We start from the raw sequence: 13,200 nt of genomic DNA on the forward strand, positions 1-13,200 counted from the left end.
GAAACCGGCCGGACGCGACGGCAACCGCCGCGCCCGGCCGGGGGATCAGTGCAGCAGCCCGGTCAGCTCGGAGAGGTCGCCCAGGCCCGCCAGCCCGTAGGTCAGCTCCGTGATCCGATCGGCTGTCTCAGCGGAGACCACCCGCGTGGCGTTGAGACGGAACTTCGTGGCCAGCTCCTCGGCCGACAGCGGATTGTCCGGCCCGCCGCGGTTCACGTCCACGCGTTCCTCCACTTCGGTCCCGTCGGTCAGCCGCGCACGCAGGACGGCGGGGAACTGGTGCGGGAAGATCTCGTCGCACCGCGAGTCCGGCACGCACGTCACCTTCGCCGCCAACGCGAGCCGCGCGGGATCAGCCGCCGCGGAGTCGGTGAAGTCCTCGTGGAACACGCCCAGCCCGCCGCCGCCGAGGAACGCCGCCGCGACCGTGTACGGGCCGGAGAACGCCGCGTGGTAACCCGACTTCGGGTGGATCTTGTCCTCGCGCGGCTCGCCGATGGTGCGCAGCACGGCGGTCGGAGCGCCGAGCTCCAGACTGGTTATCGAAGCCGGATCCACGCCCCGGGCCCGCAGCCGGCGTGCGGCGTCGATGCCCGCGTGCGTGAAGTGGTTGCAGGGATACGGTTTGAAGAAGATCCCGGGCAGCTCCCAGTCGGTGCCGAGCCCGGTCACGATCTCGTCGACGTGGGCCCGGTCTCCACAGAACGCCTGCAGGAAGCCGAACCGGCCCTCCACCACGGTCGGCGGGCCGGTGATGCCGTGGCGTGCCATGCCGGCCGCGGTCGCTCCCCTGACCGTGGGCCACGGGCCGATCTCCTTCGCCGCCAACGGCGACAACCGCAACGCGTTCCCCGTCCTGATGCAGGTCCAGGACGGTCAGGTCAAGCAGGTCTTCCCCCCGGACAAAGCCGAATCCCGGCCCGACTACACGGTGAACTGGCGGCCATGAGCGAACTCTCCCCCGGGGCGACACTCGCCCCCGAATTCTCCCCTCCGGACGACACCAAAGCCAAGCAGCGCAAGGCTTTCCTCGGGCGTGCCGGCGTGGTCGCCGTCGTGCTCGTGGTCGCGATCGTCGTCGCGCTCCTGCAGTCGGGCAGCGGCCTGGTGGTGTGGCAGTCGGTGGTCACCGGCATCCTCACCGGCGGGCTCTACGGCCTGATCGCGATGGGGCTGACGCTGATCTTCGGCGTGCTCGACATCGTCAACTTCGCCCACGGCGCACTGCTGGCCGTCGCGATGTTCATCTCCTTCGGCATGGTGGCCGGCACCGGCATGCACCCCTACCTCACGCTCATCGTCGCGGTCCCGGCGTTGTTCCTCATCGGCGCCGCCGTGCACCGCGGGCTGCTGTCGGGTTCCGCGGGCAAGACGCTGGAGAACCAGCTGCTCATCACGCTCGGGCTCTCGCTGCTGCTGGAGAACCTGCTGCTGATGTTCTTCGGCGCCGAGCCCAGGAGCATCGCATTGCCGGGCGACTTCCAGTTCTCCTTGCTGGGCGCGATCGTCGCGGGTTCGCGGCTGTACGCGTTCCTCGGCGCGATCCTGCTCGGGGCGGTGCTGTTCTGGCTGCTGCGCCGCACCCGGCTCGGCACGGCGATCCGCGCGGTCGCCGCCCACGGCCCGGGCGCGGAGCTCGTCGGCATCAACGTGAAGCGGATCCACACCGTCACGTTCGCGATCGGCACGGCCTGCGCCGGTGCCGCCGCGGCACTGGCCGGACCGCTCGTCACGGTGACGCCCACGCTCGGCGAGCAGTTCAACATCACCGCGTTCGTGGTGGTGGTGCTCGGCGGAATGGGCAACGTCGTCGGCGCGCTCGTCGGCGGCTTGCTGATCGGGCTGGTCGAGCAGCTCACCACGATCTACCTCGGCGGCCAGAGCTCCCTGCTCGGCGTGTTCGTGGTGTTCGTGCTGGTGCTGTTCCTCCGTCCGCAGGGTCTTTTCGGGAGGCGAGCATGAGCACCATCACCATCGCGGCGCCGGCATCGAAAGAGAAGGTCAAGGCACCGCCGCTGCGTCCGCAGAACCGGCAGTACGCGATCCTCGCGCTGCTCATGCTCATCGCGATCCCGCTGCCGCTGATCCTGCCGGCAGCTCAGGGCGCGGTCGCCGTGCGCATCCTGATCTTCCTGCTCATGGCCGTGGGCTGGAACATCATGAGCGGCTTCGGCGGGATGTTCAGCTTCGGCCACGCCGCGTACTTCGGGCTCGGGGCCTACACCAGCGCGTACCTGCTGGTGAAGCAGAACGTGTCGCCTTGGATCGGGATGCTGGCCGGGATGGCGGTGGCCGCCGCGGTCGCCGTGCTCATCGGGTACTTCTCGTTCCGCTACAAGCTGCAGGGCGCGTACTTCGCGCTGGCGACCTTCGCGTTCGCGGAGATGCTGCGGCTCATCGTGACCAGCAGCGCGTTCGCCAACAAGTCGGTGGGCTTCAGCGTGCCGCTGATCCAGGGCTCGTCGCTGTGGAAGATCCAGTTCCCGGCCGACTCACCCGCGTACTTCTGGGTGGCGCTCGTGCTGGCCGGGGCCGCGGTCGCTGTCAGCATCGGGTTCCTGCACTCGCGCGCAGGCCGGTACGTCACCGCGATCCGTGACGACGAGCTGGCGGCGTCGTCGCTCGGGGCGCCCGTGATGCGGCACAAGCTGATGACGGTGGCGCTCTCGGCGGCGATCACGGCCGTGGCCGGTGCCTTCTACACGCAGTACTACCTGTTCGTGAACCCCGATCTCGGGTTCGGTTCCGCGATCTCGATCCAGGCGATCGTGCCCGTGGTGATCGGCGGCATCGGCACGATCTGGGGCCCGGTGGTGGGCGCGATCATCGTCGGCTCGCTCACCGACGTCACGGCGACGTTGCTGCGCACCCCACCCGGGTTCCTCGGGTTCCTGCAGGGCCGCAGCGGGCTCGACGTGGTGCTCTACGCCGTGCTGCTGATCCTCATCGTGCGGTTGCTGCCGAAGGGCATCGTCGGAACTCTGGTAACGAGGTGGCGGCGATGAACCTGGTTCAGGTCAAGGGCGTCGGCAAGTCCTTCCGCGGGCTGCACGCGCTGTCCGATGTGGACTTCGAGGTGGCCGAGGGCGAGATCCTCGGCATCATCGGGCCCAACGGCGCGGGCAAGACCACGCTGTTCAACGTGGTGTCGGGCGCGCTGACGCCCGACGCCGGCCGCGTGCACCTCGCGGGCGCCGACGTGACGGGCCGCTCGCCGGACCGGATCGCGCGGGCCGGCATGGTGCGCACGTTCCAGCTGATGCGGCCGTTCTCCAGCATGACCGTGCTGGAGAACGTGAGCCTGGCGGCGCAGCACCACCGCTTCGCGGCGAAAGACCTGCGGAAACACTCGCTCGACGTCGTCGAACGCGTGGGGCTCGGGCCGTGGGCGCACCGCGCGGCACCGGACCTGCCGACGGCGGGGCTCAAGCGCCTGGAGCTGGCCCGCACGCTCGCGATGCGGCCCAAGGTGCTGCTGCTCGACGAGGTGCTCGCCGGGCTCGTGCCCGCCGAGCGCGAACCCGTGCTCGACCTGCTCGCCACGCTGCGCGAGCAGGAAGGCGTGACGCTGGTGTTCATCGAGCACATCATGGCCGCCGTGATGCGGCTGGCCGACCGCGTGCTCGTGCTCGACCAGGGCCGCGTGCTCGCCGTCGGGTCGCCCGAAGAGGTCACCAGCGACCCCCGGGTGATCGACGCCTACCTCGGGGAGGAGCCGACCCGTGCTGAAGCTTGACAAGGTCTGCGCCGGTTACGGGCGCATGCGGATCCTCCACGACGTGGACCTGGAGCTGGCCGAGGGCGAGATCGTGGCCCTCGTCGGGGCGAACGGTGCCGGCAAGACCACGACGCTGCGCAGCATCTGCGGCCAGCTGAAACCGATGTCGGGCACGATCACGCTCGACGGCGAGCCGACCGCGGGCCGCCGGCCCGACCAGCTCGTGCGCGAGGGTCTCGTGCACGTGCCCGAGGACCGCGCGCTGTTCGGCACGCTCACCGTGGAGGAGAACCTCCGCATGGGCGCGTGGACGCGCACGGCGGCACAGGCCACGAAGTCGCTGAAGGAGGTCTACGACCTGTTCCCGGTGCTCGCCGAGCGCCGTTCGACGGTCGCGCAGACGTTCAGCGGCGGGCAGCAGCAGATGCTCGCGATCGCGCGGGCGCTGATGGCCGGGCCGCGGCTGCTGATGCTCGACGAGCCCTCGACCGGCCTGTCGCCGAAGCTCACGTGGACGATGCTGGAAGCGGTGCAGCAGATCCGCGACACCGGCGTGGCGGTGCTGCTGGTGGAGCAGAACGCCAAGCAGGCGCTGGCCATCGCCGACCGGGCGTACGTTCTGGAGAGCGGGTCGACCGTGCTGGCGGGCACGGGCGCCGAGCTCGCGGACGACAGCCGGGTCAGGAAGGCGTACTTGGGACTGTGAAAACGGAACAGGCCACCGAGGCGACCGCGGCTCTCGGCGGGTGGGTGTCCGAAGTGGACGTCACGGCCGTGCCGGCCGCCGTGCTGGACCGGCTCGCCCTGGTGCTGCTCGACGTCATCGGCGTGACGGCGGTCGGGGCAACGCTGCCCGAACAGCGAGCCCTGGCTGCCGCATGGCGGGCACCGGACGGTCCTGCGCCGTTGATCGGGGCCGGGCGGCGGGTGTCCACGGACGCCGCCGCCTGGCTCAACGCGATGGCGCTCGTGTCGCTCGAGCTCGACGAAGGCAACAAGTACGCCAAGGGTCACCCTGCGGCCCACGGCTTCCCCGCGGTGCTCGCGCTCGCGGCCGAGCTGGACAGCACCGGCGCCGACACGGCGGCGGCGCTGCTGGCCGCGTACGAGGTGGCGTCGCGCTTCGGCCGGGCCACCTCGTTGCGCCCGGGCGCGCACCCGCACGGCAGCTGGGGCGTGCCCGGCGCCGCGGCCGGCTGCGCGCGCCTGCTGGGCCTCGCGCCTGGCGCGGCCGCGGCGGCGATCGACACCGCGGCCGGGATGGCCATCGCCGGGCACTTCGACTCGGCGACGCAGGGCAATCCGGTGCGCAACGCGTGGCTGGGCGCCTCGGCGATGTCCGGGCTCGCCGCCGTGCGGATGGCGGCGGCGGGCATGGCGCGCACGACGGGCACGGCCGCGCTCTCGCTGGGCACGGTGCTGGGCTCGTTCGACGCGGCCGAGCTCACCACCGAACTCGGCTCGCGGTGGGACATCACGCGCGGCTACTTCAAGCGGCACGCGTCCTGTTCCTTCACGCATCCGGCGGCCGACGCCGTGCTGGAGCTGCGTTCTGATGCGCGGTTCCGGTCGGAAGGCATCACGAAGATCGTGGTGGAGAGCCATGTGCTGGGCGCCGGACTGTCCGGAGTGGACTGGTCGAACCGGCTCTCGGCGATGTTCTCCACGCCGTTCGTGGTGGCCACGGCCGCGCTCACCGGCGAGGTCGGGCCGGGTTCGGCCGTCGACGACGCGGGTGTGCGTGCGCTGGCGCGGCGCGTGCGGCTCGTCGAGGCGCCCGACCTCACCGCGCGCCTGCCCGACGAGCGCGCGACCCGCGTGCAGGTGTGCTTCGACGACGGCGCCACGCTCACGAGCGAGGTGCCCAACCCGGTCGGTGACGCCGACCACCACCCGCTGACCGAGCCGGACGTGCTCGGCCTGCTGAAGACGTGGCTGCCGCGGCAGCCCGAACTCGTGGACCGGGCCGCCGCCCTGGGCCACGACCTGCCCGGCCAGCCCCGCGTCGGCGCGGCGCTGCGCGAACTGGCCGGGACCGACGAGAAGGAGCTGAACTGATGCGTGCCCTCGCGGTGACGCCCATCCACCTGCCGCCCGACGAGGTCGCCCGGCGCCAGGCCCGCTACGACCGCCTCGCGCCGCCGGGCGTGGAGATCGAGCTGCGCAACGTGGGCCCGACCGCACCGGCCACTTTGGACACAGCCGGGTCGATGCGCGACTCGGAGCGGGAAGTCGCCGCGCTGCTCAAGGCCGCCGCCGACGGCTTCGACCTCGCGTTCCCGGACTGCGTGCTCGACCCGTCGGTGCCCGACGCCGTCTCCGACCCGGCACTGCCGGTGCACGGCATCCTCAAGCTGTCGGCGACCCACCTGGCGGGCAAGGGCGTGCGGTTCGGCGCCGTGGTGCGCAACGAGGCGATCAAGGACGAGTTCGCCAGCCGGATCGCCGCGTACGGGCTCGACGAGTACCTCGCCGGCATCCGCGTGCTCGACCTGCCGTTCTCCGCGATCGCCGAGACCGAGGTGTGGAACGCGGCGCTGGGCTCGGCAGTGCGCGAGCTGGCCGAGCTGGGCGCGACAGCGGTGATCAACGGCTGCTCGGCGGTCGACGTCGAGCCGGCCGACCTGCCGGCGCGGATCGTCGACCCGACGGAGCTGGCCATGCGGCTGCTGGCCGTCGAGGGGGTGCGGTGAGCGACGGACCGGACCTCGTCGTCGCCGGCGCCGGTGGCGGGCTCGCGGGCGCGCTGCGGGCGGCCGAGCTGGGACTGAGCGTGCTCGTCGTCGAGGCGAGCGAGCACTTCCGGCGGGGCAACAACACCTCGATGTCCACGGCGATGTTCCCCGGCGCGGGTTCGCGTTGGCAGGCTTCGGCGGGGGTTGCGGACTCGCCGGAGCAGTTCGTCGCCGACATCATGGCGAAGACGAAGGGGCAGGCCGACCCGCGACTGGCGCGGACACTCGCTTCGGTGAGCGCACCGCTCGTCGAGTGGCTCGCCGATTCGGCGGGGTTGCCGCTTTCTTTGGTGACGGACTTCAACTACCCCGGCCACGCTGTCACGCGCTGCCACTCGATCCCCGGCCGCCACGGTTCGGGCGTGATCGACCACCTGGCCCGGCGCGTCACCGAGCACGAGAACATCGAGCTGCTGGTGCCGGGCAAGCTGATCGACGTGCTGTCCGATTCCGGCGGTGTGCGCGCGGTCGTGGTGCGTTACCCGGACGGGACCGAGGAAGAGATCCCGACGCGCGCGGTGCTGCTGGCCACCAACGGCTTCGGCGCCGACAAGGACCTCGTGGCCCGGCACCTGCCGGAGATCGCGGGCGCGCTGTACCAGGGCAGTGACCAGTCGCTGGGCGACGCGTTGCGCATCGGCGAGAAGCTGGGCGCCGCAACCGGGTTCCTCGACGCGTACCAGGGCCACGGCGCGGTCGCGGCCAACGCCGGCACGCTCGTGGGCTGGGCGACGGTCATCCACGGCGCGTTCCTCGTCGACCTCGGCGGCCGCCGCTTCGGCGACGAGACGCGCGGCTATTCGGAGTACGCCGCGGAGCTCGCCGCGCGTGAAGGTTCGACCGGCTGGATCGTGCTGGACGAGACGATTTTCGAGCAGTGCCAGCCGTTCCAGGACTTCAAGGACACCGTCGCCTCGGGTGCGCTGGTGTGGGCCGACGACGCTGCCGGCCTGGCTGCCGTGACGGGGCTTCCGGCGGAGGCGCTGGCCGACGAGCTGTCTCGTGTCGCCGCGATCGCCCGGGGCGAGCGGCCCGACGAGTTCGGCCGCACCAACTGGGAACGCCCGCTTTCCGGCCGCTACGCCGCGGTCCGCGTGGTGCCCGCGTTGTTCCACACCCAGGGCGGCCTGATGGTCGACGAGAACGCGGCCGTTGTGGACGCTTCCGGGCAACGCATCCCTGGCCTCTACGCCGCCGGCGGCGCGGCCGCGAGCATCTCCGGCCACGGCGCCGCGGGTTACCTGCCGGGCAACGGGCTGCTGCCCGCGTTCGGCCTCGCCTACCTGGCCGCGAGCGACGTCGCCCGCCGTCACCACTGACTTTCCCTTACATCGCAAGCGGAGGAGAAGAATGGCAACCACGGAACTGCTCGTGAAGAACGTCCGGGTCGTCCGGCCCGACGACCCCGACGGGTCGCAGCCGGAACTGCTGGACATCGCCGTCAACGACGGCAAGATCACGCGGGTGGCGCCGAACCTGCCCGAGGACGACGCCGCCCGGGTGGTCGACGGCCGCGGTCTGCTGGCTTTCCCCGGCGTGGTCGACGCGCACCAGCACTGGGGCATCTACAACGAGCTCGCCACCGACACCCGCACCGAGAGCCGGGCGAGCGCGCAGGGCGGCGTCACCACATCGCTGACGTACATGCGCACGGGCCAGTACTACCTGAACAAGGGCGGCAGCTACCGCGACTTCTTCCCCGAGGTCCTCTCGGCGTCGCAGGGCAACGCGTACGTGGACTACGCGTTCCACCTCGCGCCGATGAGCTCCGAGCACATCTCGGAGATCCCGTACCTCGTCGAGGAACACGGCGTCACCTCGTTCAAGATCTTCATGTTCTACGGCAGCCACGGGCTGCACGGCCGCTCGACCAGCCAGAGCGACTTCCTGATGATCCCGCCCGACGAGCGTTACGACATCGCGCACTTCGAGTTCGTGATGCGCGGCGTGCAGAACGCGCGCGAGATCCTCACCGAGTACGCGCCGCACTTGTCGCTCTCGCTGCACTGTGAGACGGCCGAGATCATGGCCGCGTACACGAAGCTGGTGGAGCAGGAGGGAACGCTCTCGGGCCTGCGCGCGTACAGCGCTTCGCGGCCGCCGCACTCCGAGGGCCTCGCGGTGACCATCGCGTCGTACCTGGCGCACGAGACGGGCCTGCCGAACATCAACCTGCTGCACCTGTCGTCGGAGAAGGCTCTTTCGGCCGCCCTGACCATGGGCAAGGCGTTCCCGCACATCGACTTCCGGCGAGAGGTGACCATCGGCCACCTGCTGGCCGACGTCGACACCGCCTCCGGCATCGGCGGCAAGGTCAACCCGCCGTTGCGCGAACGTGAGGACGTCGAGGCCCTCTGGCGCCACGTCCTGGCCGGCGACGTCGACTGGGTCGTCAGCGACCACGCCTGCTGCCGCGACGAACTCAAGTTCGGCGCCGACCGCGACGACGTCTTCTTGGCGAAGTCCGGCTTCGGCGGCGCCGAGTACCTGCTGCCCGGCCTCGTCGGCGAGGGCACCAAGCGGGGCCTTTCGCTGCAGCGCATCGCCCAGCTGACCTCGACGAACCCCGCCCGCCGCTACGGCCTGCTGAACAAGGGCACCATCGCCGAGGGCTACGACGCCGACTTCGCCCTGGTCGACCCGGACGTCCGCTGGACCGTCCGCGCGGCCGACTCGGAGTCCACCCAGGAGTACACCCCGTTCGAGGGCTTCGACATGACCGCCAAGGTCACCGACACCTTCGTCCGTGGCCACCACGTCTACGCCGACGGCAAAATCACCGGCGACCCGATCGGCCGCTACCTCAAGCGCGGCCGCTGACCCACCCCGTTCGTGGGCCCTTCGTGCTTCGGCACGGAGGGCCCACTTTCTTTCACCACCTGGAAAACCGCCGACCGAAAATCAGCGACCGCTGGTGTCGCCCGAATCGCGGAGCCAAGCCCAGCTGTGCCGTATCTCCTCCGCAGCATCACGCACCAACACCCGATACCGCCCCACCGCCTCCGGCGTGAACCGATACTGCGGCCCGCAAATACTGATCGACCCGTGAATCTCCCCATCCGGCCCGAACAGTGGCGCCGCCACCGACCCCGCCCCCGGCTGCCTCTCCCCAAGCGAAACCGCAACCCCTTCACGAGCAGTCTCCGCCAGCACCGCCCGCAAATCATCCGCCGTCGTGATCGTCTTCTCCGTCAACGCCGGCAACTCCCGCCCCAGCACCGCCGCCTGCCGCTCCTCCGGCAGAAACGCCAGAATCACTTTCCCCGAAGACCCGGCGTGCAACGGAAACCGACGTCCGATATCGACCGTCATCTTGATCTCACGAGGACTCTCGAACTGATCGAGATACACCCGCTCATCGCCGACCAACCCGGACAACGTCGTGGTCTCACTCGTCTCATCCCGCAACCGGCGCAGCACCGGCGTAGCGACGGTCCGCGCATCGAACCTCCGCAACGCACTCGCCCCCAACGCCACCGCCGCCGGACCGAGCCGGTAACCGGCCACACCAGGGTCGGTGGCGAGCATCTCCCGCGAGACGAGCGACTGCAGGATCCGGTGCACCACGGCCTTGGCCAGCCCGAGTTCCCGGCTGATCGCGCTCACCCCCAGGTACCGGGGCCCGCCCGTGAAGAGCAGCAGCACGTCGGCGACGCGCGCGGCCGCTTCCGTGCCGGCGTTGTCGGGCGAAGCTGCGGGCTTGCGCCCGGCGGTACTCTGGCTGCTCAAACCGGTGGTCCTCGGAATTCTGGTTGTGTTCCGCTGGTGGGAACGTGGGTGAACTGCGCGCTGGCGCCCACTTTACCGTTTCCGGGGCGTTTTCGGGACCACTGTGTTCCGGTCAGCGATACGGCAGCACCCGCGCCAGTGCCTCGACGGCCGTCGTGGGGTCCGGCCCCGCGGGGATGAACACGACGTGGCCCGCGCCGGCGGCGTCGAGTTCGGTCAGCCGGGCCCGGACGTCGGCCGGCGTGCCGACCACCGCCAGCTGGTCCACCCACTCGTCGGGCAGCGCCGCCGCGAACTCCTCCCGTGACCCGGCCGCCTTGCGCAGCGCCGCGAACTCGTCGGCGAACGGCAACGGCGCGAGGTGCGGCGCCCAGTCCGGCTCGCCGATCGCCGTGAGCGCCTGCCGGGCCAGCGCCCGTGCGCGGCCGGGGGAGTCGTCGACAGCCGCGACGTTGTAGGCGATGAGCTCGTGCTCCGCCCCGACGATCTCGCGCACGGCCCGCAGGTACTCCGGCGTGACGGGCTCCGCGAGGATCGTCCCGTCCGCCACCTCGGCCGCGAGGGCAAGCGACTTCGGTCCGCGCACCCCGGCGTACAACGGCGGCACGAGCTTCGGCGGGCTCTGGAGCCGGACGTCGCGCAGCTGTATTCCGGCGCCGCCGAAGCTGACGTGCTCGCCGTCGAGGATCGCCCGGACGGTGGTGAAATACTCGCGCAGCAGCGTCAACGGACTCCCCGGCCACGCCCCGGCCTGCCGCAGCCACGCCGGCATCCCGTGCCCGATCCCGGCCAGCAGCCGCCCCGGGAACATCCCGGCGAGCGTCGCCAGCTCCATCCCCGCGAACGCGACGTTCCGCGCCGCGGCCGGCAAAACCCCGATGCCGACCTGGATCCGCTCGGTCTTCGCCAGCGCCACCGCCGCCTGCGCGATTCCGCCGCGAAAGAAGCAGTCCTCGACTACCCACAGCTCGTCGAACCCCAGCCGCTCGGCCAGCTGCGCGTACCCGACGAACTGGGTGACGTCGAGATCCGGCGGCGCGACGAGACCGATCTTCACGGCGGGTTCCTCCCCGGTACGTTCTCCTTGCCTGGCAACGAGAACGTACCGCTCGCCGGTTCCCGCGTCAGGAGGGTTCGTCCGCCGGCGCCTCCTCCGGCCAGTCGAGACCGGCTTCCGTGATCAGCGTGTCGAAGATCGGCGTGTCGGGCTGAGTCATGTCGGGGCCACTACGTCGATGATCGCGTCGGCGCGGACCCATTCGTCGGCGTCGTGGGTGCCGTCGGCTTGGACGGGGACCCAGGTGACCTCGGTGTCGGTGTCGAGCACGGGCGGGCCGGTCACGATGCCGCGCCGGCACAGGCGTTGCGGGCCGGGCTTGCGCTTGCCCGGCAGGTAGGTGACGCGGTGGCCGCGCACCAGTGGTTCCTCGTCCATGGTTCCCCTCCTCATGATGTTCCCCTGCGTTCCCTCTCAGGCCGGAAGTTCGTCGTTGACCTCCGCGAGCCCCGCGGTCACGACCCGGCACGGCGCGCAGCTCGCGACGTGCCCGCCGATCACCGTCGAACGCCGCCGCGACAGCCCGCCGCGCACCCAGGCGCCCAGGTTGCGGCGCGCCTCCGCGCAATACGGATCTTCCGCGTGCGGCACCTGGACCTGCAGGTACGCCTGGCGCAGGCCCTCGCGCGCCCGCCCGGCGAGCACGGCGGCACCGTTCGGCGAGACGCCCAGCAGCAGCGCCGCCTCCGCGGTCGAGCCCCCTTCCGCGGCGGTGCGCCACAGGACCGTTCGCCACCGGCCCGGCAACGTGCAGTAAGCCGACCAGACGAGTTCGACGTCGGACCGGCGCAGCGCTTCTTCCTCGGCCACCGCCCGCGCACCGCCGGGCTCGGGGACGGTTTCGTACAGGTCGACGCGGTTGTCGTGCCGGCTCCAGCTCGCGGCGAGGTTCCGCATCGTGACGATCAAGTACGGCCGCGCGTCGTCACGCGGTCCACCGCCTGCGCGCACGGTGGTGATCACGCGCGTGAACGCCTCGGCGACCAGGTCCTCGCACTCCGCCGGCTGGTGGCGCCAGCGCGCGGCCGTGCGGCGCATCGGCTCGACGTGGCGGCGGTAGAGCGCCCCGCTCGCGTGGAGGTCACCGGCGCGGACAGCCGCGAGCAGCACCGGGTCCGGCGGCTCGTCGTCCACGCAACTCCCCACGCGGTTCTCCAGATCGTATGGACACTCTCCGTAAGAATACTGACGGTGTTCAATAGGCACCCAAAGTAACAGGTACAGAAGTGTACCCGATATCGCGGGGAGCGCTACACTTTCCGCCGATGACGTCCCCGGGCACCCCCCACAAGGCTGACGGCCGGGCGGCGCGCTGGGCGGGCCAGCGAGAACGCCGCCGTCGCGAGTTCGTCGAGGCCGGGTTGCGCGCCATCGCGCGGCACGGGCCGGACGTGTCCACCGAGCAGATCGCCGAGGAAGCGGGCGTCGCGCGCACGCGGTTGTACAAGCACTTCGCCGACGCCACCGACCTGCAGTGCGCCATCGCCGACCGCGCGGGCGAGCTGATCACCGCCGAGTTCGCGCCCCTGTGGGACCCACCCGGCACCCCCATGCAGATGATCCGCGGCGCGATCGGCGCCCACACGCGCTGGCTCGCCGACCACGCCCACCTCTACCGCTACCTGACGCAGGTGTCGGGCCGCCCCGGCACGCGCGACGTGGTGGCCGACGTGAAAACCGCGATCGCGCGCCAGCTGACCGTGGTGTTCGAGCGCTACCTCGCCGCGTACGCCATGGACACGCGCGTCGCCGACACGATCGCCTTCGCCCTCGTCGGCCTCGTCGAGTCCAGCACCGCGCGCTGGCTGGAAAACCCCCGCGGCCTCGACCAGGCCGACCTGGCCACCCTCCTGGCCCGCTGGACCTGGCACATCCTCGACGACGCCCTCCGCGCGGGTGGCATCACGCTCGACCCGGATGTGCCGTTGCCGGAAAATGTTGCGGGGCCGGAGGGTTCATGA

At 71.1% G+C, this 13,200-nt stretch carries 15 protein-coding genes; 10 read left to right on the forward strand and 5 right to left on the reverse strand.

Annotated elements, in window-relative coordinates:
- Window positions 1–45: 45 nt before the first annotated feature.
- Window positions 46–771, reverse strand: coding sequence for a hypothetical protein (locus tag AB0H62_RS30190; protein ID WP_360589717.1), 726 nt, complete (start codon window positions 769–771; stop codon window positions 46–48).
- Between AB0H62_RS30190 and AB0H62_RS30195 the strand changes: the two genes are divergently transcribed.
- The 9 genes from AB0H62_RS30195 to AB0H62_RS30235 are packed head-to-tail and all read left to right on the forward strand — an operon-like array spanning window position 770 to window position 9,273.
- Complete coding sequence (locus AB0H62_RS30195; protein ID WP_220247895.1) at window positions 770–949, forward strand: hypothetical protein; 180 nt, start codon at window positions 770–772, stop codon at window positions 947–949. The two genes, AB0H62_RS30190 and AB0H62_RS30195, sit on opposite strands and share 2 nt — an antisense overlap.
- Entirely contained in the window at window positions 946–1,962 is a 1,017-nt protein-coding gene (locus AB0H62_RS30200; RefSeq protein ID WP_255638358.1) for a branched-chain amino acid ABC transporter permease, read from the forward strand. The genes AB0H62_RS30195 and AB0H62_RS30200 overlap by 4 nt, the downstream gene beginning before the upstream one ends.
- Window positions 1,959–3,005, forward strand: coding sequence for a branched-chain amino acid ABC transporter permease (locus AB0H62_RS30205; protein WP_360589720.1), 1,047 nt, complete (start codon window positions 1,959–1,961; stop codon window positions 3,003–3,005). The genes AB0H62_RS30200 and AB0H62_RS30205 overlap by 4 nt, the downstream gene beginning before the upstream one ends.
- Window positions 3,002–3,736, forward strand: a complete 735-nt coding sequence (locus AB0H62_RS30210; RefSeq protein ID WP_360589722.1) for an ABC transporter ATP-binding protein — start codon at window positions 3,002–3,004, stop codon at window positions 3,734–3,736. The genes AB0H62_RS30205 and AB0H62_RS30210 overlap by 4 nt, the downstream gene beginning before the upstream one ends.
- On the forward strand, window positions 3,723–4,424 hold the full coding sequence (locus AB0H62_RS30215) for an ABC transporter ATP-binding protein (RefSeq protein WP_360589724.1): 702 nt from the start codon (window positions 3,723–3,725) through the stop codon (window positions 4,422–4,424). The genes AB0H62_RS30210 and AB0H62_RS30215 overlap by 14 nt, the downstream gene beginning before the upstream one ends.
- Entirely contained in the window at window positions 4,421–5,776 is a 1,356-nt protein-coding gene (locus AB0H62_RS30220; RefSeq protein ID WP_360589726.1) for an MmgE/PrpD family protein, read from the forward strand. Before AB0H62_RS30215 ends, AB0H62_RS30220 begins: the two co-directional genes overlap by 4 nt.
- Complete coding sequence (locus tag AB0H62_RS30225) at window positions 5,776–6,411, forward strand: aspartate/glutamate racemase family protein (protein ID WP_220243419.1); 636 nt, start codon at window positions 5,776–5,778, stop codon at window positions 6,409–6,411. Before AB0H62_RS30220 ends, AB0H62_RS30225 begins: the two co-directional genes overlap by 1 nt.
- A complete protein-coding gene (locus tag AB0H62_RS30230) occupies window positions 6,408–7,772 on the forward strand; it encodes an FAD-binding protein (protein ID WP_220243418.1) in 1,365 nt (454 codons plus the stop codon). The genes AB0H62_RS30225 and AB0H62_RS30230 overlap by 4 nt, the downstream gene beginning before the upstream one ends.
- Before the next feature lie 31 nt (window positions 7,773–7,803).
- On the forward strand, window positions 7,804–9,273 hold the full coding sequence (locus AB0H62_RS30235; RefSeq protein WP_360589729.1) for a dihydroorotase family protein: 1,470 nt from the start codon (window positions 7,804–7,806) through the stop codon (window positions 9,271–9,273).
- 81 nt (window positions 9,274–9,354) lie between these two features.
- On the opposite strand, the gene AB0H62_RS30240 is transcribed toward AB0H62_RS30235, so the two are convergent.
- The 4 genes from AB0H62_RS30240 to AB0H62_RS30255 form a co-directional block, all read right to left on the reverse strand.
- Complete coding sequence (locus AB0H62_RS30240) at window positions 9,355–10,182, reverse strand: IclR family transcriptional regulator (protein WP_360589731.1); 828 nt, start codon at window positions 10,180–10,182, stop codon at window positions 9,355–9,357.
- A gap of 112 nt (window positions 10,183–10,294) precedes the next feature.
- Complete coding sequence (locus tag AB0H62_RS30245) at window positions 10,295–11,239, reverse strand: LLM class flavin-dependent oxidoreductase (protein ID WP_360589733.1); 945 nt, start codon at window positions 11,237–11,239, stop codon at window positions 10,295–10,297.
- 156 nt (window positions 11,240–11,395) lie between these two features.
- Window positions 11,396–11,617: a hypothetical protein gene (locus AB0H62_RS30250; RefSeq protein ID WP_220243414.1), complete on the reverse strand. Its 222-nt coding sequence runs from the start codon at window positions 11,615–11,617 to the stop codon at window positions 11,396–11,398.
- Between the two features lie 36 nt (window positions 11,618–11,653).
- Complete coding sequence (locus tag AB0H62_RS30255) at window positions 11,654–12,373, reverse strand: sigma-70 family RNA polymerase sigma factor (RefSeq protein WP_255638355.1); 720 nt, start codon at window positions 12,371–12,373, stop codon at window positions 11,654–11,656.
- A gap of 131 nt (window positions 12,374–12,504) precedes the next feature.
- Here AB0H62_RS30255 and AB0H62_RS30260 point away from each other — a divergent pair, with 131 nt between their 5' ends.
- The gene (locus AB0H62_RS30260) at window positions 12,505–13,200 is read left to right on the forward strand and encodes a TetR/AcrR family transcriptional regulator (RefSeq protein WP_360589736.1); all 696 of its coding nucleotides are present in this window, start codon (window positions 12,505–12,507) and stop codon (window positions 13,198–13,200) included.

The organism is Amycolatopsis sp. NPDC050768 (genome assembly GCF_040654155.1).
In the GTDB taxonomy this organism is placed as follows: domain Bacteria; phylum Actinomycetota; class Actinomycetes; order Mycobacteriales; family Pseudonocardiaceae; genus Amycolatopsis.